20 protein-coding genes, 1 tRNA gene and 1 pseudogene are annotated in these 21,724 nt (G+C 35.0%); 3 read left to right on the forward strand and 19 right to left on the reverse strand.

All coding sequences use genetic code 11. The features are described 5' to 3' along the window. Positions 1-110 precede the first annotated feature (110 nt). The 8 genes from ACLTBU_RS13975 to ACLTBU_RS14010 form a co-directional block, all read right to left on the reverse strand. On the reverse strand, positions 111-932 hold the full coding sequence (locus ACLTBU_RS13975; protein WP_412219509.1) for a metallophosphoesterase: 822 nt from the start codon (positions 930-932) through the stop codon (positions 111-113). Positions 933-1,162: 230 nt separating this feature from the next. Further along, on the reverse strand, positions 1,163-2,158 hold the full coding sequence (locus tag ACLTBU_RS13980; RefSeq protein WP_177671006.1) for a DUF4097 family beta strand repeat-containing protein: 996 nt from the start codon (positions 2,156-2,158) through the stop codon (positions 1,163-1,165). Next, positions 2,152-2,748: a DUF1700 domain-containing protein gene (locus ACLTBU_RS13985; RefSeq protein ID WP_412219511.1), complete on the reverse strand. Its 597-nt coding sequence runs from the start codon at positions 2,746-2,748 to the stop codon at positions 2,152-2,154. The genes ACLTBU_RS13980 and ACLTBU_RS13985 overlap by 7 nt, the downstream gene beginning before the upstream one ends. Continuing rightward, entirely contained in the window at positions 2,741-3,061 is a 321-nt protein-coding gene (locus ACLTBU_RS13990; protein ID WP_177671008.1) for a PadR family transcriptional regulator, read from the reverse strand. The genes ACLTBU_RS13985 and ACLTBU_RS13990 overlap by 8 nt, the downstream gene beginning before the upstream one ends. A gap of 158 nt (positions 3,062-3,219) precedes the next feature. Then, the gene (locus ACLTBU_RS13995) at positions 3,220-3,747 is read right to left on the reverse strand and encodes a 2'-5' RNA ligase family protein (RefSeq protein ID WP_412219513.1); all 528 of its coding nucleotides are present in this window, start codon (positions 3,745-3,747) and stop codon (positions 3,220-3,222) included. Between the two features lie 21 nt (positions 3,748-3,768). Next, positions 3,769-4,557, reverse strand: a complete 789-nt coding sequence (locus tag ACLTBU_RS14000) for an SDR family NAD(P)-dependent oxidoreductase (RefSeq protein ID WP_320649833.1) — start codon at positions 4,555-4,557, stop codon at positions 3,769-3,771. A gap of 88 nt (positions 4,558-4,645) precedes the next feature. Then, a complete protein-coding gene (locus ACLTBU_RS14005) occupies positions 4,646-6,367 on the reverse strand; it encodes a phospho-sugar mutase (protein ID WP_249331355.1) in 1,722 nt (573 codons plus the stop codon). 386 nt (positions 6,368-6,753) lie between these two features. Then, positions 6,754-6,825 (reverse strand) — tRNA-Glu (locus ACLTBU_RS14010). Positions 6,826-7,021: 196 nt separating this feature from the next. Between ACLTBU_RS14010 and ACLTBU_RS14015 the strand changes: the two genes are divergently transcribed. Then, entirely contained in the window at positions 7,022-8,857 is a 1,836-nt protein-coding gene (locus ACLTBU_RS14015; RefSeq protein ID WP_412219515.1) for a flavocytochrome c, read from the forward strand. 36 nt (positions 8,858-8,893) lie between these two features. On the opposite strand, the gene ACLTBU_RS14020 is transcribed toward ACLTBU_RS14015, so the two are convergent. From ACLTBU_RS14020 to yaaA, 8 genes and pseudogenes are all read right to left on the reverse strand, one after another. Beyond that, positions 8,894-9,865 (reverse strand): carbohydrate kinase family protein, encoded by a 972-nt coding sequence (locus ACLTBU_RS14020; RefSeq protein ID WP_412219518.1) that lies wholly within the window; start codon positions 9,863-9,865, stop codon positions 8,894-8,896. Between the two features lie 14 nt (positions 9,866-9,879). Beyond that, a complete protein-coding gene (locus ACLTBU_RS14025) occupies positions 9,880-10,275 on the reverse strand; it encodes an RDD family protein (protein ID WP_412219519.1) in 396 nt (131 codons plus the stop codon). After that, entirely contained in the window at positions 10,253-11,716 is a 1,464-nt protein-coding gene (locus tag ACLTBU_RS14030) for a glycoside hydrolase family 32 protein (protein WP_412219521.1), read from the reverse strand. Before ACLTBU_RS14030 ends, ACLTBU_RS14025 begins: the two co-directional genes overlap by 23 nt. Positions 11,717-11,792: 76 nt before the next feature. Beyond that, positions 11,793-13,157 (reverse strand): annotated as a pseudogene (locus tag ACLTBU_RS14035) (PTS transporter subunit EIIC); the annotation flags it as partial. 307 nt (positions 13,158-13,464) lie between these two features. Next, entirely contained in the window at positions 13,465-14,445 is a 981-nt protein-coding gene (locus tag ACLTBU_RS14040) for a LacI family DNA-binding transcriptional regulator (protein ID WP_412219524.1), read from the reverse strand. Between the two features lie 132 nt (positions 14,446-14,577). Further along, positions 14,578-15,024: an Rrf2 family transcriptional regulator gene (locus tag ACLTBU_RS14045; protein ID WP_320650471.1), complete on the reverse strand. Its 447-nt coding sequence runs from the start codon at positions 15,022-15,024 to the stop codon at positions 14,578-14,580. Continuing rightward, a complete protein-coding gene (locus ACLTBU_RS14050) occupies positions 15,008-15,463 on the reverse strand; it encodes an RrF2 family transcriptional regulator (protein WP_249333338.1) in 456 nt (151 codons plus the stop codon). Before ACLTBU_RS14050 ends, ACLTBU_RS14045 begins: the two co-directional genes overlap by 17 nt. Positions 15,464-15,680: 217 nt before the next feature. Further along, entirely contained in the window at positions 15,681-16,454 is a 774-nt protein-coding gene (gene yaaA / locus ACLTBU_RS14055) for a peroxide stress protein YaaA (protein WP_412219527.1), read from the reverse strand. 129 nt (positions 16,455-16,583) lie between these two features. Between yaaA and ACLTBU_RS14060 the strand changes: the two genes are divergently transcribed. Next, positions 16,584-17,039, forward strand: coding sequence for a peroxiredoxin (locus ACLTBU_RS14060; RefSeq protein WP_334299086.1), 456 nt, complete (start codon positions 16,584-16,586; stop codon positions 17,037-17,039). 108 nt (positions 17,040-17,147) lie between these two features. Here the strand turns inward: ACLTBU_RS14060 and ACLTBU_RS14065 are convergent, their stop codons facing one another. From ACLTBU_RS14065 to ACLTBU_RS14075, 3 genes are all read right to left on the reverse strand, one after another. After that, the gene (locus tag ACLTBU_RS14065) at positions 17,148-18,470 is read right to left on the reverse strand and encodes a D-alanyl-D-alanine carboxypeptidase family protein (protein WP_412219530.1); all 1,323 of its coding nucleotides are present in this window, start codon (positions 18,468-18,470) and stop codon (positions 17,148-17,150) included. Positions 18,471-18,631: 161 nt separating this feature from the next. Beyond that, positions 18,632-19,486 carry a DUF4438 domain-containing protein gene (locus ACLTBU_RS14070; protein WP_412219531.1) on the reverse strand — a complete coding sequence of 285 codons (855 nt, stop codon included), beginning with the start codon at positions 19,484-19,486 and terminating at the stop codon, positions 18,632-18,634. A gap of 27 nt (positions 19,487-19,513) precedes the next feature. Next, positions 19,514-20,443 (reverse strand): CPBP family intramembrane glutamic endopeptidase, encoded by a 930-nt coding sequence (locus ACLTBU_RS14075; RefSeq protein WP_412219533.1) that lies wholly within the window; start codon positions 20,441-20,443, stop codon positions 19,514-19,516. Between the two features lie 135 nt (positions 20,444-20,578). Here ACLTBU_RS14075 and ACLTBU_RS14080 point away from each other — a divergent pair, with 135 nt between their 5' ends. Beyond that, on the forward strand, positions 20,579-21,721 hold the full coding sequence (locus ACLTBU_RS14080; protein WP_412219534.1) for a ComEC/Rec2 family competence protein: 1,143 nt from the start codon (positions 20,579-20,581) through the stop codon (positions 21,719-21,721). Positions 21,722-21,724 lie beyond the last annotated feature (3 nt).

A 21,724-nucleotide genomic window follows, 5' to 3' on the forward strand; every position in this document is an offset into this window, starting at 1 on the left:
GGTTTAATTTTCAATCACTTTACTTCTATCATAATATAAGTTTTAGTATAAGTAAAATTACTATTTATTATCCCATCTATAAGTATAATTTATAAGTATAATTTATAACTCTATTTCATTCCTGATAATGTAATCGATACAATCTCTGGTGGATTGAACACACGTGGTAAAGTTGGATAAATAGCAAGCCCTCTGCTTACTATAAAATGTGTATTGTCTTTCATCTTATAGTAACCTCCCGCATATTTAGGAAAGAATCCCTGCCCCGGAGCATACAACCCATTAAGCAAATAAGGAATCCTGACCTGTCCTCCATGTGCATGCCCAGACAGTACTAAATCATAGCCACCTTTCTCATAAAGAGGCGCATACTCTGGTCTATGAGAAAGTAAAATTTTCACACCTTTTTCTTTCTTTATAGCCTCTGCCAATTTATAAAAATGCTCTACAAAAGGGTAACGACTGTACGGATCACTTAACCCCCCTATGTTAATAGGTACCTCATTTACCATAACTTTTGCATATTCTCCCTCTAATACAGTAACACCATAACTTCTTAAAAAGGCTTTAACATTAGGTAAGCTCTTGATATTCTCTTCATGATTGCCAGTTACATAAAATATAGGCACAGTATCCTTTAAACCCTCTAGTAAAAGTTTTACTCCCTCTACTGGACGATAATCATCTACAATATCTCCCACTAACATAATAAGGTCTGGATTCTGCTTTTTTATTTGTTTAATTAGGCGCTCTTGGCGTCTACCATATTTGAAACTATGCAAATCTGTTAGTACAACTATTTTTACGCTCTCTCCACTTTTCATATTTGCCACTTGTATAGGATACTCTCTTACTACTAATCCATTGTAAAATATAATACCTATCGCACTTAAACTTACCAATAAAGTACTAATAAAATACTTTTTCTTCATGTCCTTATCACCTCTTTTTCTATTTTTATTTTAGCATCCTTCTATAAAGAGTTGGTAATATTTTCTTACCTTATAGCTTGTCCTTTTTCTTCACTTTCTACACAGACATAAAAAGTAATCCCCTCTCCATTCATTCACCAAAGTCTAAAAGACTATTTTATCATTTTATCTTAAACCAGTATTTAAATTTCTTAATATCTAAAAAGGACTGCATGTAGCAGTCCTTCTCTCTATTTATCCGTTTTTATTAGAATCTCACCTAAGCCAGCTTCAATTTCTATATTGTACTGGCTATTATTATTAACTTTCACATCACCTAAACCAAATTGGTTCATTTCATTAATAGTAATATGGCCACCACCTCTTGAGATAAAATAGTTATAGTCTTTCTCCTGCCCTACTAATTCAAGTCTTAATGATCCTAATCCTCCACCTATTTCTATATCTCCCTGAATGTCTCCTTGTATAGATACATCACCTACACCCATATTCGCCTCTAATCTATCACTTACAAGGCTTGTAACATTAAGATCACCTACCCCACTATCAAAAACAACACCTTTTACTTTAAAATCTTCTACCTTTATGTCTCCCACACCACCTGTAATATGTGCATTATTAGCGACTACATTATTAATATTCATACTGCCTACGCCATTGCTAATTTCTAACTCATTTACTGTAATTCCCTCTAAATGCCCTTCTCCTACACCTAAATTAAGTATAACCTCCTCAAGTTTTGCATCTTGGGGAATCATCACTGTTATGGTTCCATCATTTAAGTTACTTCTAAAGCCATTATTTCTTCTATACTGTTCTATATTTTTCTGCTTGATATAAAGCTTTTCTCCTCTAATATCATAGCTAAGATCTACATTAGTTTTTACATCTACCTCAATCTTATAGTCTTCCCCTATGACTACATTAAAATCAACTGTTCCAACTTCCACTTTCATTTCACTAAAACCATCTAGTTTCTCCCAACCTTTTTGCTTAACCTCACCTGTATCAAGTTTTTCTTCTCTATCCATTGTCATTCTTAATTCTGATTGTGCCTCTATTATCTTCTGGCTATATTCTTTTTCAAAAGTAGGTTCACTTAGTTCTAAAAATGAATCAAAATGTACTGAAGACTCCCCACCTAAGGCTAATCCTACTGTACTTAGGCCTATACCTCCTACAATTAAACTACCTGCTATAGCTACTATCGTTGATTTTTTTAACATGTGGCCGTTCCCCCTTTAAGGCGATTAAATAAACTAATAACTCCTTTTGCAATCATAGGTAATCCTTTGCCAATTACAATGTACATTAAAAGTCCTACTAATAGACCAACTCCAATTAAAGCTAAACACCCTCCTACCATCACAAGGCCCGTCGCTGGTTGAATAAATAACATCTTTATTCCTACAACTAAGACAATACTAGCAGCGCCAAGCAAAGCTACTGCTGTGATTACTCCCGCAAAAACAAGAGAGCCTATTGTTACAAATCCGGCAAATACTAAAATTGCTACTACAAAAGCTAGTGGCAGTGCGATTGGCCCCGCAAATAGTGCTGCAATAACAATCCATACTGCTTGAAAACTTTGCTTTGGCTTCATAGGTTTTACTTCTGCTTCCTTGACAACAAATTCTGCAAGAAGCTGCTTAGCAATATCAGATGGGCTCCCAAGTCCCCTAATCACCTCCTCTTCCCTATCTGGTCCTGCTTCATCAAAATATTCTTCATAGTATTGCATAGCTGCTAACCGTTCTTCTTCTGGCAACTTAGACAGTCTACCTGCTAGCTCTCTCATAAACAATTCCCTATTCATGTTCTACTCCTCCTACTAAAATATGGTCTACTTTTTTCTTGTAGACATCCCATTCCTTTAAAAACTCCTCATACTTCTGATGTCCTAATTCTGTAATCTGATAGTACCTTCTATTTCTTCCTTGATAAGGTTCATCATAAGCGTGTAAATACCCCTCTTTTTGTAATCTCCTTAATACGGGGTAAAGTGTGGACTCCGAAATGTCTAAGGCTTCCCTTACCTCTTGTGTAAGACGATAACCATAAACATCTTCATTACGCACAACAGCCAGTACACATGCTTCTAACAAATTACCTCCTAGTTGAATTGCCACAGCTTCTACTCCTTTGTCTGCATGATATTATTCATTCATCAATATTATACGTCGTATAATATTATAATTCAACTACCTAAACAAATTTTCTTTATATTCAAATTGTAATAACAACAAAGGGATTAAACATCTTATTTTAATGTCTAATCCCTTTACCATTATTTAAATTCAAATTTTTTGTGTAATTGCCATTTATAACCATCCCATCTATATAGGCTAATGTTATCAAACATACATTCAAAATCACAAGGATACTGATGTACATAATCCCATAGCTTGTTATACATAGGTGCTACTTTCTTAGAAGATACTGTCACATGAAAAATCTTATCTTTTCCATCTTTTTTATCAAAAATAATATAAGGTACCTCAGCCATTGCATCAATCAATCTGCTATGCATAGCTTGGCCTTCATCAGACATGTCTACATGCATGTAAACCACTCTATCATCAAAGTGATCATAGCCTTTAAGTCTAAAAGGTGCTGCATGTTCCTTATGACAAAATACTTCTAACACTTTCTCAAGGTCCTCTATAGAACCTTCATGTTCAAAAGGCGCCTTAATCGTAAAGTGGGCCGGCAATGAAGAAGATTTTACTCCTAGTTTTTCATAAACCTCTCTTCTAAGGTTATTATTAAACCGACCACCCTCACCTAGGACATCACAAACAACGACATATCTCATAAACTCCCTCCTAAAATAACCTTATTTCTTAACAGCATCCCCATAAATAGGTGATGGCATACCAAATCCACCTGCTACTTCTTGAAGTGTACCTGTAATATAAGAAGATTCATCACTTGCAAAGAAAAGTACTGCATTAGCAATATCTTGAGGATACCCTGTACGGTCAAGTGGTACATGTCTTAAGAAATGTTCTAAGAACTCCTCTGACATATTATTAAGGGCTGCATCCGTAGCAATAAGACCTGGAAGAACAGCATTACATCTTATCCCTTTTTTTGCATACTGAACTGCAATATTTTGTGTAAGCGCGTTGATAGCTGCTTTAGATACAACATAAGCAATACGTCCAAGGTCAGGGTTTACTGAACCAATTGTAGAAATGTTAATAATGCTTCCTCCACCATTTTTAATCATATAAGGTACCGCCACCTTACATGGTAAGTAAACACTTTCAAGATTTTGATTAACAATATTAAAGAAAGCTTCTGTATCTCCATGTACGAGATCTAAGTCCTTTTGAACGTCTGTTGAACCATAATTATTGACTAAAATATCTATACGTCCTTCAGCTTCAACTACTTCTTCAATCATACTCATGTGTGTCTCTACTTTAGAAGCATCAAAGTAAACAGGCTTAGCAAATCCACCTTCTGCAATAATTTCATTCGCTACCTCCTGACCTGCATCTAATCTTCTTACTGCAAGGTATACACGTGCACCTTCTTTAGCAAGTGTTTTAGCAATAGCAAGTCCAATCCCTCTTGTAGAAGATGTGACTAATGCTACTTTATTTTCTACTCTTTTCATGATTTAATCTCCTTTAACAACAATGTATATAAAAAAAGCTAGGCCTACCTAAATTAGGAAATGACCTAGCTTCTTATAGCTGAATGAACTAGTTATTTTCTACTAATTCTAAAACTTGTTTTTTGAAATTTTCTACTTTATTTGTAGCATCCTTTTCATCTTGTCCAATGATAGATACATAGATTTTCATTTTTGGTTCTGTACCTGAAGGTCTTACTACAAACCAACTACCATCTTCTAAAATAAATTTCATAACATTTGAAGTTGGAAGGAAGATTGCTTCTTCTGCCCCTTCTAATACATTGTAAGCTTTAGATAGTTTATAATCTTCAACTCTTACTACTCTTATACCACCTACTTCTTTAGGTGCATTTTCTCTTAAGTTAGAGATAATCGCTTGGATTTTCTCTTGACCATCTTTCCCTTCCATCTGGATAGATACTAAGTCTTCTCTATAGTAACCATATTGTTTGAACAGATCTTCAAGTGCTTCATAAAGGTTTTTACCTTGTGTACGGTAGTAAAGTGCCATCTCTGCAATAAGTACAGAAGCAATAACAGCATCTTTATCTCTTACGAAGTCTCCTGATAAATAACCATAGCTTTCTTCATAACCAAATACAAAGTTATTTGCACCTGTTTCTAAGAACTCTTTGATTTTCTCTCCAATGTATTTAAAACCTGTTAAAACATCCATTACTTGTGTGCCATAATGCGTCGCAATAGGTTTTACCATATCTGAAGTTACAATTGTTTTAACAATTGTATCTTGTCCACTTAAAGTACCCATTTCCTTACGTGCATTTAAGATATAGTCACTAAGTAGGATACCTACTTGGTTTCCTGTTAATACTTTATAGCTATCAGCACTTTCTTTAACTACTACACCAATACGGTCACAGTCTGGGTCTGTACCAAAGATAAGGTCTGGTGCTGTTTCTTTTGCCATTTCAATAGCAAGCTCAAATACACGTTTATCTTCTGGGTTTGGATATGGTGCTGTTGGGAAGTTTCCATCTGGGAGTTCTTGCTCCTTAACAACTGCTACATTTGTAAAACCTAATTTATTAAGCATTGTACGAACTGGAATATTACCACTACCATGGATTGGTGTGTAGATAATCTTAAGTTCTGACGCCTTTTCTTTAATAAGGTCTTTACGAATACATAAAGTTTCTACTTGATGATAGTAAGCTTTATCTACTTCTTCTGTAATGTATTCTAATTTACCTTCTTTTTCTGCTTTTTCTAATGTCATAACTTTAACATCTTCAAAGATGTCTGCTGCATCAATATAAGATAAAATCTCTTTTGCAGCTTCATCTGTAATTTGTCCACCATCATTACCATATACTTTATAACCATTGTATTCTTTAGGGTTATGAGATGCTGTGATAACAATACCTGCATCTGTTTCTAAATGTCTAACTGTAAAAGAAAGCATTGGTGTTGGTCTTAATGATGGGTAAAGGAATACTTTTACCCCATTTGCTGCAAGTACGCTTGCTGCTTGGTCTGCAAATTCTTTACTCATATTTCTTGAATCATATGCAATAGCGACACTTGGCTCAGCTTTGTGTTTTAAAAGGTATGTTGCAAGCCCTTGAGTAGCTTTACCTATTGTATAAACATTCATACGGTTGCTTCCTGCTGCAATTTTACCTCTTAAACCACCTGTTCCGAATTCAAGATTTTTATAAAATCTGTCCTCAATCTCTTTTTCATTTTCAATTGCTTGAAGTTCATTTTTTAAAGCTTCATCAACCTTTTCTTCATTTAACCAGCGGTTATACCCTTGTCTAAAATCCATCATAGTCCCTCCTCGTATATTGTCGATTATATTATGTCATTTTTTAGGAAAAAAAGCTAGTTACAATTTTATTTCATTGTTATAAGCGATACCTTATTTAAAGTATAAAAAGAGGCCTACACTTATAAAGTAGTCCTCTTTAATCTATCTCCAATATAATTAGTTCAAAAATCCTCCTTGACCAGGTCATCTATAAAGAAGATTGGGGAGTTTTATAGTCTTGACTTTTATATTCACAGGTCAAGGAGTGAGTGTATAGGTCTTCCGAAAACCTATAAAATAATTTTACTATAGTATAATTAACTTAGTCAATTGAATCCAATCATTTGATTTAATAACAGAAAAAACAGAAAAGACTTAGCAAACATTTGCTAAGTCTTTTTATATGACCCGTAGGGGAATCGAACCCCTGAGTCCACCGTGAGAGGGTGGCGTCTTGACCTCTTGACCAACGGGCCTTGTACTATATATTATAAAACTCCTATCAATTTAATTCAATACATTTTTTAAATAATTTTACACTTATTAAAATTATTTAAAACAACACATAATATATTTCCTGTTCAGACATTATGTTAAGCTATATATTTATTTTTTATACTATGATACACTATGTTTGACAATAATTTATCAAACATAAAGAGGGATATTATTATGAAGATGAAAAAACTTTTATCTACTATAGCTTGCTTAGGTTTATCAGTTTCCCTATTAACAGGTTGTGCTTCTACACCTACTCAAGTAGAAAAAGAAGTTACAACAGAAGTAACTGAATCAGCACAAGAAACTCTTACACTTGAAACAGATGTTATCGTTATCGGTGCTGGTGGTGGTGGCTTAAGTGCTGCTATTGAAGCACATGATGCTGGAGCTCATGTTATTTTAGTAGAAAAAATGCCTTTCGTTGGCGGAAATACTGCTCGTGCAACAGGTGGTCTAAACGCTGCTGGAACAACTTTTCAAAAAGAAGCTGGAATTGAAGATACTGTTGAAGTTCACTATACTGACACAATGAAGGGTGGAGAGGAACTCAACGATCCTGAACTTGTTAAATTTATGACTGAAAATGCTGCCGATGCTGTAGCTTGGCTTATAGATTTAGGTGCTGATCTTTCTGATGTAGGTTCCCTTGGTGGCGCATCTTTCAAGCGTGCTCATAGACCAACTGGTGGTGCTCCTGTAGGTGATCATTTAGTAAATGTTCTTTATCAAAATACAGAACAACGTGGTATTGATACAATGCTCAACACTGAAGCAACTGAAGTTATTTACGAAAATGATAAAGTAACAGGTATTAAAGCAATTGCTACAGAAAATGGTGAAAAAACTTCTTACATCATCAAAGCAGATGCTGTTGTTATTGCATCTGGTGGATTTGGAAATAATCCAGAACTTTACACAAAATATCAGCCACAACTTGATGGCTTTATTAGTACAAACCAACCAGGTGCAACAGGTGATGGAATTATCTTAGCTGAAGCTCTTGGTGCAGCTCTTGACGATATTGAGCAAATTCAGATTCACCCAACAGTTCATCCTGAAACAGCTGCTCTTATTACAGAAGCTGTTCGCGGTAATGGTGCAATTCTTGTAAATACTAAAGGCGAACGTTTTACAGATGAAATGTCCACTCGCGACAAAGTATCTGCTGCTGTCTTAGAGCAAGAAGATCAATATGCATACCTTGTGTTTGACCAAGGTGTACGCGAAAGCTTAAAAGCAATCGAAAAATATGTAGCGCAAGGCCTTACAACTGAAGGTGAAACACCTGAAGCTTTAGCAACTGCTCTTGGAATGGATGCGGATACTCTTAAAGCAACAATCGCTGCATGGAATGACTCTGTAAAATCAGGTATTGATGCTGCATTTGGACGTAGCGCTGGTATGGATATTGCCTTTGAAAAAGCACCTTACTATGCAATCAAAATTGCACCAGGTGTTCACCATACAATGGGTGGTATCAAAATCAATACAAATGCTGAAGTTGTAAATACAGATGGTAATATTATTCCTGGTTTATTTGCTGCTGGTGAAGTAACAGGTGGTGTACATGGCGCTGAGCGTCTTGGTGGTAATGCTTTAGCAGATATTATTGTATTTGGACGTCAAGCTGGTACTAAAGCTGCTACACTTGCTATGGCAGATGGTGGTATAGGTGCTACTACAGTTTCTGAAAAAGAAGAAGCTTCTACACCAAAAATAAATGAAACTGCTACTGCTAGCTTCAAAGATGGTGTTTACCAAGGTGAAGCAACTGGTAACAACGGTACCATTAAAGTTGAAGTAACTGTAAAAGATGGTTTCATTGATACTATCGAAGTTCTTGAACATCATGAAACATCTTCAATCTTTATGTCTATTCAAAATGATTTAATTCCAGATATTATTTATAACCAATCTACAGAAGGCATTGATGCTGTAACAGGTGCATCTAACTCAAGTACTGCTGTATTTGAAGCGGTAAACAGTGCTTTAACTACTGCTAAATAATATTATTATATAAAAAACAGCTAGAGCCTATATGCTCTAGCTGTTTTTTATATAACTTTCTATTTCTTCTAATGTTGCATAAGAACCAATAGCTCCTTTACCTTGTGTACTATAAGCTGCATAAGCATTAGCAAAGTTTAGATACTCTTTAAGTATTTCCCCAGATAAGCTAGATAATGCCTCTGCTTTTATATCTGCTGCTAAAAGTTTATAAAGGAATGCTCCAATAAAGGAATCCCCAGCCCCTGTCGTATCAATTACTTCTACTCTTCTCCCCCCTACACTTACCATACTTTCCTTAGTGTAAACTTCAGCACCATCCCCACCTTTTGTATAGATAACAAGTTGGGCATTACCTCTAAATAAAAGTGCCTTAGCTTCTTCTATTGTTTTATAGCCTGTAATAAATTCTAATTCTTCATCAGAAATTTTAATCACATGAGCATAAGGAAGAAACTCTAAAATAGCATCTCTACAAGCATCTGCTGTTGGCCATAAAGGTAAGCGTACATTTGGGTCAAAACTTACTACCCCACCATTTTTTATCATGTATTCAATAGCCTTTTTATGTGCCTTTTTCATAGGAAAATCTACTAAATCTACTGAACAAAAATGTAAACCATAGCAATCTTTGAACCAATCTTCTTCCACCTGTTCAGGCTGCATCAGTAAGTCTGCACTTGGATTTCTGTAAAAAGAGAAGTCTCTATTACCATCTGATTTTAAAGATACAAAGGCAAGCCCTGTACCTGCTTTGGTTGTACGAAGGATATACTGTGTATCTACACCAGCTTGTTGAAGCACTTCAATGATATAATCACCAAAAGCATCTTGTCCCAGCTGTGAAATAAAACCTGCCTTACCACCTAATTTAGCAATAGCTGCTCCTACGTTTGCAGGTGCTCCCCCTGCTACACGTTCAAAACTTACTACGTCTTTAAGTGAACATCCTTTTTCACTTGGTATAAAATCAATTAACGCCTCTCCAATTGCTAATATCTTTTTCATCTTCTTACTCCTTCTTAAATACGAATCACTCTAGTCCCTGCAATTAAATCATGTAAGGTCTTTCCATCTTCTCTTCTAGTCATTAAAAACTGTGAAATTAAAATCAAGATAATCCCTATAATAGGCAACGTATACATGATTTTACTTAATTCCCTTACTATAAAACGCCATACACTTGGCTGATCATAAGTATCTGTTACAATTTTCATGCCTAAAAGGTATTTCCCTAGTTGGTATCCCTTACAAAAGGTTGGGGTTAAAACACTATATAAGACAAAACCTATACTCGCTAAAATCAGGGTTCTTTCAGCTGGGTAGCCTAACTGAATAAGCGCACCTAGCCCTAATGCATATAGGACTATATTATCAAAAAGTAATGCTCCTATCCTACTTATCACCTTTGTTTTCAATAGTCATCGCCTTCATTTCCCATAGAGTTAACTTACCTTCTAACGAATGTCCTCTTAATTCAATGCTTCTTTCATCTGCCTCAGGGTAGAATCGGCTTGAGAATACTTCTTCTCCATCATTAAGAAAAACTTCTACTGAAGAAGTATCTACAAATAGACGTAGATTTCTTAATACATCTATTTTAACACTTCTCTTATCTCTTCCATAGCCACACCCATCAAATGCTAAAGTGAATAATCCCTCTGCTTTTTTATAAGTTAAGTACATACCTTTTTTAATGATAAGTTCAAAATCATCCTTTAAGAGATCTACTTTTAAATCAATTTCAAAAGTTTTTGGCGCTTCTACTTTTAATGTATCTTTTACAGCCCACTCCTGCTCATTTTGACGAAGTGCTTCGATTTCTATTACCGGCTTTTGAATAAGTTTCCCATCCTTAATCTGTAACTCCCTTGGGAGTGTTAAAGCATGCTGCCAGCCGTATGCTACTGTTGGATTGCTGTAAAGGTCATCAATATCCGGAAGTCCCATCCATCCAATTAAAATCCTTCTGCCTTTTTCATCTATAAAAGTCTGTGGTGCATAGAAGTCAAAACCTCTATCTAACTCTTCAAATTGTCCTAGTGTATAATTTGAAGTTTTAAAATCACCTTTTAAGAAGTAATAGCCACTTTGATAGATATTTTGATATTTAATCTCCTCTGCCTCTATGCCTTGTGGTGAAAGCATAAGAACTGTATATCCATCTAATTCAAATAAATCTGGGCATTCCCACATATAACCGAACTTTTCACTAGATCTTAAAGTATTAATCACTTTCCAGTTCACTTTATCAGAAGAAGCAAAAACTAAGATTTGTCCTACGTCTTCTTTATCTCTGGCACCTTGTACCATATAATAAGTATCATTTTCCTTCCATACTTTAGGGTCACGGATATGTGCTGTCATATTTGCTGGATAATCTGCATTAGTCATAAGAAGCTGTTTATGTTTAAATGTTCTACCGTCTTCACTTACGGCTAAAACAGTATTATGTTGTCTTCCTTTAATGATATAGTCATAGTCACCCATTTCCTTTACATTACCTGTGTAGTAAAGGTACATTTTTCCATCCTCAATGAGTGCTGAGCCGGAATAAACACCATGACAGTCAAAAGGTTGATCTGCATAAAGTGCTGTTCCCTCATCTTGCCAATTAATCATATCTATACTTGTATAATGTCCCCAGAATTTAGCCCCTCCCGTTGCATCGAATGGTGCGTACTGGAAGAATACATGATACTCTCCATTATAATGACAAAGTCCATTAGGATCATTAAGCCAGCCTACTTTAGGCATAAGATGAAAAGTCAAACAGTAAGGGTCTTCTTTCACGCATTGCCCTTTTAATTCTTCTAGCCATGTAGTTAGTTTTTTTAAATCTCTATTTAAAGCATTCATATTTTTTCTCCACCTCTATACCAAAAGGGACTGATAAGCAGTCCCTTATTTATTAGTTATTCTCTTCTTTCCAGCCAAGCACTAAAGTCATTACAAATGCTACGCCTAATGAGACAGCAAATAAAATAATATATTGAAGCGGTGCATGTAAGTGTAATAAGATACCAAAAACACCTGTTACACCTGTACCTGTTGCCCCTAGACCTACTACAGAAGCATAGAGTGCTCCACATGCAGCCCCGATAGATGCTGCAATAAATGGTCTAAAGTATCTTAAGTTAACCCCAAAGATGGCTGGTTCTGTAATCCCAAGCATTGAACTAACTGCTGCTGGGAAAGCAAGTGATTTAAGTTTTTTGTTTTTAGTTTTAACTGCTACAGCAAGTGCCGCGCCGCCTTGTGCTACGTTTGCTGCTGAGGCAATTGGAAGCCAATAGGTGTAGCCATACTGTGAAATTTGACCAAGGTCAATGATAGAGTACATATGGTGTACGCCCGTTACTACTGTAGAAGCATAAATACCACCCATTAAGAAACCACCGATACCAAATGGAAGCTGAATAAGTTGTTGTACACCTGTTAATACAGCATTCTCAATAAATACGAATACTGGTCCTACTAATGTTAAAGTTAAATAACCTGTTACAAAGATTGTTACAAGCGGTGTTACAAATAAGTCAAACATCTCTGGTACAATTTTATGAAGTTTAATTTCAAGCTTACTCATAATCCAAACAGAAATAACGATAGGGATAACATGACCTTGATAGCCTATTAATGGGATTTCGTATAAGCCTCCCCATACACTCTGCATAGCGTGGTAGCCTTCTGCTGATACAGTCCAAGCATTTTGAAGGTCTGGATGAATCATAATCATAGCCATAACCGCACCAAGATAGCGGTTTCCACCAAATACTTTAGCTGCACTAAAACCAATAAGGATTGGTAAAAATACATAAGCTGCATTACTAAATAGCTTTAAGAACACAAAAATTGAACCTTGTGTGTTAATATCCATAAAACCATTGTTAACACAGAAAGTAATAGCTTCTGTAAGTCCCATCATAAGTCCTCCTGCTACAATAGCAGGAATAATTGGTACGAAAATATCACCTAATGTTTTAATAAGCTTTTTAAATTTGTTTGTGTTAGCATCTGCTACTTTTTTAAGTTCATCCTTAGAAACCTCTTCGCCACCTGTTAAAGCTAATAACTCAGAATATACTTTATTCACTGTGCCTGTACCAATAATAAGTTGAAGTTGCCCTGATGCAAAGAATACCCCTTTTACACCTTCAATATTTTCAAGTGCAGCTTTATTGACTTTTTCATTAGATGCAATAACAAGTCTCAGTCTTGTTGCACAGTGCGCTGCTGATACAAGATTTTCTTGCCCACCTAGTTCTTGTAAAATAAGCTGAGCTACTTTTTTATGATCCATAATACCCTCCCTTTTTATGTTATCGATTTCACTTTTATCAAAAATTAAAATTATATACTTTTGTTTATTACTAATTTTATCTTAAAGCTGTGTATGTAATCGTTTTCACACCGTATCCATATTATAGAGGGATTCACCTTCCTTTGTAAATATTTATTTTTGCTTAAATTACTTTTTATTTATTGTGCATTTATTACAGTTTTACACATTCATTCATTTTCATTTTAAACATAAAAAAGGCAGTTACTCTGATACATTAGGTTTTAATACTTAATGTGGAGCAACTACCCGCATTTTATACTTTTTATTAGCTTAAACTTTCTCTTTGCTGAAGCTCAAATCCTAACTTCACTTTTCTTATAATAGGTTTCTCTTCCTGAAGATTTTCAAGAAGCATACGCCCCGCTGTAACACCACTTGTCTTGTAGTAATAATGCATAGAAGTAAGCTGCGGTGTGATTACCTTAGAAACTTTAGAATCTCCTATTCCTGCTATTGCAATCCCATGTAAATCCTTATATTTTTCTTTGATGGCTGTAATAGCCCCTACTGCAATATTATCTGTAGCACAAAATACACCATCTACATCGGGATGTGCATTGACTAACTCACTCATCGACTCATAACCTGATTCACTGGAGAATTCCCCTTCTCTTATAAGGCTCTCATCTATGCTCCTACCAGCTTCTTTAAGTGCATCCTCATACCCCTTTTTACGTTTAGCCCCAGCTGCTTCGTCTTGTGTAGTAACACCTATAAAAGCAATTTTACAGCAACCTTTTTCAATAAATAACTTTGTCAAACTCTTTGCTGCACCATAATCATCATGGTAAACACTAGAATAATTCTCTAACTCCTGCCCTAATAAAATAATAGGTACTTTAATCCGTCCCATTACTTCTAAGTGTTTAGGCGTTAAAATAGTAGCAATAAAAATAATACCATCTACTTGATTATTTTTAAAAATATTAAGATACTCTATTTCTTGTTCTATATTTAAGTTTGTATTTCCTAATAAAATATTATAGCCTTCTTTACTTAGTGTAGTGCTGATACCTTCTACCATACGACTTACTGCTTCTGAGCTAATTTTAGGTACAATAATACCTATTAAATTGGTTTTCTTAGTGCGTAGTGTCTTGGCGTGTGCAGACGGAATATACCCGGTTTCATCTATAATCTTTTGGATTTTGTCTCTATTATCTTGACTTACATAGCCATTATTTAAAAACCTTGAAACAGTTGCATTAGATACGCCTGCCAGTTTTGCAATTTTACTGATATTCATACGTTCACCTTGCTTTACTTTTGCTTTTCCTTTAGCCTATCATAAGGTTTAGGTATTGACAAGTTGAAGTACCTACTCCATATTCTCAATTAAATCCCCTACCTTTTCCAATCCTACCGAAAACCTTACCCCTTAAATATAAAACATTATAGGTTCACATACTTCTTCCTGCTGCGTTTGCACCGCAAGTTCTTCAAGTGTAATTTGACTTAAAAAATCATATAGTCGCTCATCAATCGTCTGCCATACAAGTTCTTGTACACATTCTGCGATAAACGTACTTTCTTTACCTTGTTCCACAATGGATATTGGTCCTTCCAAAACTTCTAAAACCTCGAGTACCGTTGTTTTTTCTGCTGGTTTAGTAAGTTTATAGCCTCCCTTTGGTCCCTTAATACTTTCCACAAGCTGTGCTTTTTTTAGAAGTGCAAAAGCCTGCTCTAAATAATTTACCGATACACCTTGCCTCTTTGAAATACTACTTAAAGCCGTAGATGCTTCATGCTCATGCAGGACTAAATCTACCATGGCCCTAAGACCATATCTCCCCTTTGTTGTCATTTTATAAATAATAATCAACCTCCCCATAGTGCTTTATAAGTTTTAACCTATACTCTTGTATTAAATCTTCTAAATTCATGTTATCCACAGTGTTATCGAGTACCTTGCCTAATCTTTCCCATAACTTTCTCGTACTACAGCTCTCCCTAATCCCATAAGTACATGCTTTTTCCCCATTAATACATGGCACGGGAATAAAATCCTTCTCTACACTCCTTATAATGTCCCCTATAGAAATATCTCTAGAAGACTTAGCAATTAAGTAGCCTCCCTTAGCTCCTCTTACTGTCTCTACTAGCTGTTTTTTCCTAAGCAAGAACAAAATTTGTTCTAAATACTTTTCACTTACTTTAAGCGCCTGAGCCACTACTTTTACACGTAGCGGTCCTTGCCCTGAAAAATAGGCGATATATAACATGGCTTCTACTGCATACTTACCCTTTGTAGAAATATTCATTTTCTACCCCCTAGCTTTTTAGTAATATTTCCATAAACCCTCTTACTTTTCCTATGTAATTAAAGATTATTATTTTTTTATTTCCTACTTTTATAGTAAAGATTATATTTTTCGTTTTTCAAATTGTCAATAAATATCTTTATTGTTCAGAATTTCACTTTAAACAATAAAAATACCGTATCTCCTTATAGATATTCCGGAAATACGGCATAGCTTATTATTCACGTGTAAAAATAAAATGGTTTTGGGTAGATAAAATCTCATTAAACCTATACCCGTCTTCATCAAATGCTTTAAGTTCATCTATCTGATCAATTTGCTTAGTTGTTATATAACGAATCATCTGTCCCCTAGCTTTTTTCGCATACATACCTACGACTTTGTACTGTCCATTTTTATAATCTTTAAAGCTTATCTCAATAACAGGATAATGTTTTTGAATAACTTTTAAGTCAAGTACTTTACTATACTCTTCAGAAGCAAGTTGAATAAGTGCTTTATCTCCACTGGTTTCTGAAAGTAATTGTAAAAAATACTTTGTTAGATGCTCTTTCCAGTACTTATAAAGATCTTTTCCCTTTGGATTGGATAGTTTAGTCCCCATCTCTAAGCGGTAAGGTTTAATACACTCTAAAGGCCTAATCACCCCGTAAAGCCCTGATAAAATACGTACATGGTCATTCAAATATAAAAGCTCCTCTTGTCCTAGGCTCTGTGCATCTAATCCCTTATAAGCCTCTCCATAAAAATATAATATAGCTTCATAGGCCTGCATTACACTTGTATCTTCAAATGTATGATTTCTCTGTTCATTTACTTTAGCCAAATCGAGTGACATTTTCATAAGCTTAGCAAGCTCTTCCTGCGAATAACTTTGAAGAATCCTCATAAGTTCTAATGTTTGCTCATGAAATTGTAGTGGCTTATAGCTCTTAAGCCTACCTTCTTCTACCATACTAAAGGTTTTGGCTGGAGATAAAATAGCTAACATAGTAACGCCCTCCTTTTTTTCTATTATACAAAATAAACTTACTACTTTACAAACATTAAATTCTATATGATAATAATTATTAGATATACTTCAGATAAAACCAAGGAGGTTTGTAAGATGGAAAATGTAATTTTAGAAGTTGGTATGAAAGCCCCTGACTTTGTTCTTATGGGGTCAGATAATAAAGAACACCGTTTAAGTGACTACTTAGGTAAAAAAGTTATTTTATACTTCTACCCTAAAGATAATACACCAGGCTGTTCTAAAGAGGCTGAAGCTTTTAGAGATAACTTTGAGCACTTCTCAAAAGAAAATGCTGTTATTTTAGGTGTAAGTCGCGATACATTAACTGCACATGCTAAATTTATTGCCAAATATGACTTACCTTTCGTACTTCTTTCAGATAAAGAAGAGGTAGTATGTAAACTTTATGATGTGTTAAAGGAAAAAACTATGTGTGGACGTACAGGTATTGGTATTGAAAGAAGTACTTTTGTTATTGATGAACAAGGTATGCTTACAAAAATCTACCGCAAAGTTAAAGTTGCAGGTCATGTTGACACTGTAAAATGCGAACTAGCCTAGTCCATAAAACCGATTTATAAAAACATGCAAACACCTACCTTATAAATGCCAAAAAGAGTCTATTCTCATCATTTGAGAGTAGACTCTTTTTGTATGTCCTCTATAATTCTACTTACCTTCTAGTAAACGACTTGCCATACATGCCGCTTCTTGCCAGGTTAATTTATCATTAGGTCTATAGATGGTATTAGGCGCTCCTAATATACCTCTTCTTACTGTAAACTTAATATTTTCTTGATCTTTAGCTGACAAACTTTCTATATCTGGAATAAATGGCATCCCCTCCTTAATTTCGAAGAAGCATGCATACTTATCTGTTAAATAGGGCATAAGTCTGGCTATCTGTAATCGAGTTAAAGTCTCCTCTTTTTTTAATGATTCCCCTAGTACACCCCCTATTTCCTCTAAGGTAATACGTTCTTTCCCCCCTATGGCTACATTAAGCATATAAATAAGATGCTGTACTGGTATAGCCTCCTTATAATTTGCTCCTTTTTCAGTAATCCATTTATTCTTAAGAGCACTATCTATATAACTTTGTGCCCAAGGAGATGCTGTCTGATTGATAAGTTCATATCCCCTTTCTCCGTCTTGGCTCACCTTGAAGTATTCCTGTCCATACTCAAATAACTTATTAATGTCTTCATACTGACCAGGACTTTTAACTTTCATGACAACTGCTATGAGTTCCATATCTCCATAGATAGCTTTAGCAACAAGTGTCTGCTGTGCATCATCATGAAAGCCTGTTTTAGCCGCAACCACATGCTCATTGTAATAAGGTGTATTGCTATCAAGTAATCGATTCTTATTAGTTACTGTAATAGTTCTATTAGTATTTAGTACTTTTACAGTATATTTTGTAGTAGCTGCCATCTTAATAAGCTCTGGAACACTAAAGGTTTCTCTTGCAATCTGCGCTAAGTCATAAGCCGTTGTATAATGATTTGGATCGTGATAACCATGAGGATTAGTAAAATGGGTATTTAAGGCTCCATAGTGTTTAGCCTTTTCATTCATTCTGGATGCAAAATTGTCTATACTCCCTTTAGAAGCAATGGCTAAATCATGTGCAATAAAATTATCTGAGCCTACTAAGAGTCCATAGAGAGCGTCTTTCACACTAATGCTGTCCCCTACTGCAAGGCCAATATGACTACTGTCTGCCGGCACTATGTTAACACTTCCCTGTGACTTCGTTAAAGTACTGTTTTGATTCAGTTCCTCCAGTACAATCATAGCTGTTAAAATTTTTGTTGTACTGGCTGGATATAATTTTTTATGCTCATTCTTTCCATAAAGCACAGTATTTGTTTTAGGTTCAATTAAAATAGCCCCTTCAGATTGAATCTGGGGCATAGCTGTATTTGCAAAGACAGAAATACAAATTGAAAAATAGCAAATGATAAACCAGACTACCTTTTTATACATTTTCTCTCCTCCCGTAAAAATTCCTTAACTTTATTATAGGACATTCTGGAAATTATTGTAAATAGTTCAGTTTTATTTTTACAGTTTTTCAATAAAAAAGCTATTACAAAACACTTCCTCACTCTATTAAAGTTTAGGAGTGTTTTGCAATAGCTTTCTCTTTACTTATTCATATAGTTGCCAATATTAGCCTCTTCGTTAATAATGCCTTCAATCATAGGGGTTTTACTTACCATAATCGTTGTAATACCAGGTCCATGCCCTGCCTTTATACAATCACTATGTACAACAACCCCAATGCTTACTGCACCTTTAAGGTAACCACGTCCATAGCTGTTGTCACAGTCTTGAAGAAGTACTAGGTCACCAAATTTTAACCTATCAAGACCTAATCTCTTAATTTCTTCTGTATCCTCTGTCATAATGTCATAGTCTCCACTATAACCATTACCTGATCCAATTCCTGAGCCCATAAGGTATGGTGGTACCTTTGCTACAACTGGCACTTGCAATTTACCATCTACTTCTGTAACACCTAATTTTTCAAATAAATTAGGGTCAATACTCATCATATGTACATCTGGATAATCTGTTAGCTGAAGTCCTTGCCCATAAGCCTTAATTTGAATTTTATCATCAATAGAAAGATTTTCTAAAGTCTCCTCATCAAAGTACACAAGTACATGGTCAATACCACCATGCATACCTGTTACATAACCCTTAGCACCTTTTGCATCCCCTGAAATAATTTTTGCTTCATTCCCAATGCATGCAAAAGTCATAAGTGCTGCATTTTCATTAGTATTTTCATTACGCATAGATACACCTGGCTCTACATGGTCGCCAGCCCAGCCAAAGGCACTATCTCCAATTTTAACATTATAAGATATACCACCTGTAGCTGGTAAAATCATAGGCTTGCCTTCGTGGGTAATACGGTATGTCCCACCGGTAGGATGATGTACTTTCCCTTGAACAGACCATTTTACAACTTTGTCTTTATTTGTTTTTAACATTTCTGGTCACTCCTTTAATCGTTCAATCTACTTATTCATTATAAGAGTTCTTTTCTTCTTATTCAAATAAGATTTTTCTTTTTTGTAGAAAAATCCAAAATAAATAATAGTTATAATGAGAAGCAGTGTGCAAATAAGTCCACCTTCTATTCCAAAAGCACCACCATTTAATAAATTATCTTCTACTCGAATACTTTTTATTAATCCTCTTCCATAAGCTGAGCCACTTACTTCAATATTAAAGATATTCCCTTGGAAATAATTCCAAGTAATATGATAACCTATAGCCATCCAGAGATTACCACTCTTATAGGTCATAATACCAAATACAATACCTACTAACGCTATATTCAGTGCAGCTATATAGGATATATTAGGGTTTAAAAAATGCATAACAGAAAAAATAAGCGCAGGTATTATAATAGCCCATGCAATACCATGTCTGTAGTAAATAATATGCTGGAAGCATCCTCTTACTAAAATTTCTTCTACAAATCCTACACTAATAAAAAGAATAAGACCTAATAGTAAATCCCAAGTTATATGTACCTCATTAAAGCGTGTATCTCCCATTATATAATTAATACCTATAATAAGGGTGATAGATGCTGCCCCTAATAATAAGCCTATTAGAAGGTCTTTATAATCTCTTTTAACAGGCGTAAGCCCCATATCTTCTGTCGTTTTCCTATTCATCACTTTAAATAAAATAATGATTGCTACAATACTGATTAGATTACAAAGAGCAATAGTTATAGACTGATAGGCATAACTTGTCAAAAATGCCTCTATACCTGATACATCTCCTCTAGTAGATTGTATGCCTATGATAATACCTAAAATTATATTAATAGGCATTATTAAGGCTAGTTGTGCAATATTCATTCCCAAATACAGTAAAACCATCTGCCATCCTGACCTAATACATCCATCAGATCCTATAAATAGTTTTTTCATTTCTCCATCCTCCCTTTTTCATTTAGTCTTATCATAACATAATTCTGTTTAAATTTTTAAAATATTTCATCTTATATTCTTATACTTTTTTTATGTTAGGATATTAAGTATACATAATTTCACTGGAGGTTAACTATGTCTATCAAAAAACATACTACATTCTTAAAGCTTATAAGCATAGGCTTACTTACCTTATTAGTCGGCTGTACTAAAGTAGAAAGCTTGCCTAAAGTCGAATCATCAAATGAGACTCAAAGCAATTTAGCCGAAATACATTTTATTGATACAGGTAATAGCGATAGTATTCTTATTAAAGAAGGTCAAAAGGCTATGCTGATTGATGGTGCTGATAATGATGATGAAAAGAGCCTTGTTGAGTATATTAAGGCTCAAGATGTAACTGAATTAGAATATGTCATTGCAACACATCCACATGCAGACCATATTGGCGCTTTAGATTCTGTTATCCGAAGTTTTCCTATTCAGCATCTCTTTGTCGCTAATGGCGATGCTGATACAAAAACCTATAGAGATTTTATTCAGGCTACTATGGATAAAAACCTTACACCAAGTGTACCTTTAGAAGATAAAAAGTTTATGCTAGAGGAAAGCTACTTTGAAGTATTCAATACGAACGGTGGAGAAGATACAAATGAACAGTCTCTTGTAATCCTGTATACAAATGGTGAAGATAAAGTTCTTCTAACTGGAGATGCTGAAAAAGGAACAGAAGCTGAAATCCTTCCAAAAATGTCTAAAGTAGATATTCTTAAAGTCGGTCATCACGGTTCTCATAGCAGTACAACAGATGCCTTTCTTGAACGTGTAGACCCTGAGTACGCTATTATTACAGTGGGTACTGATAATAAATATGGCCACCCTCATATAGAAACTGTAGATAAACTCAAAAAAGCTGATATTGAAGTACATAGAACAGATGAATGTGGGGATATTATCTTCCAATCAACAGGTAACGGACTTACTACAACTTGCGCTCCTGGTAGTTATAATCGAGGAAATCAAAGTAACAGTAGTACTACTTCTGCATCTACGCCACAAGCTGATTCAAGGCCTGTATCTTCTTCTCAAGTAAGTAATAATACCGTTTCTCAAGCAGCACCTACTCAGTCTAGTAATGTTAAAACAGTCTACTGGACACCAAACGGCAAAAGCTATCATACGACAGATAGCTGCTCTGCCCTTGCAAAAAGTAAAACGATTTTAAGTGGCACTATTGCCGAAAGCGGTAAAAACGATCCATGTGATCGTTGTCACTAATAA

Origin of the sequence: Zhenhengia sp. (genome assembly GCF_046966505.1) — a bacterium.
GTDB classification, from domain to species: domain Bacteria; phylum Bacillota; class Clostridia; order Lachnospirales; family Cellulosilyticaceae; genus Zhenhengia; species Zhenhengia yiwuensis.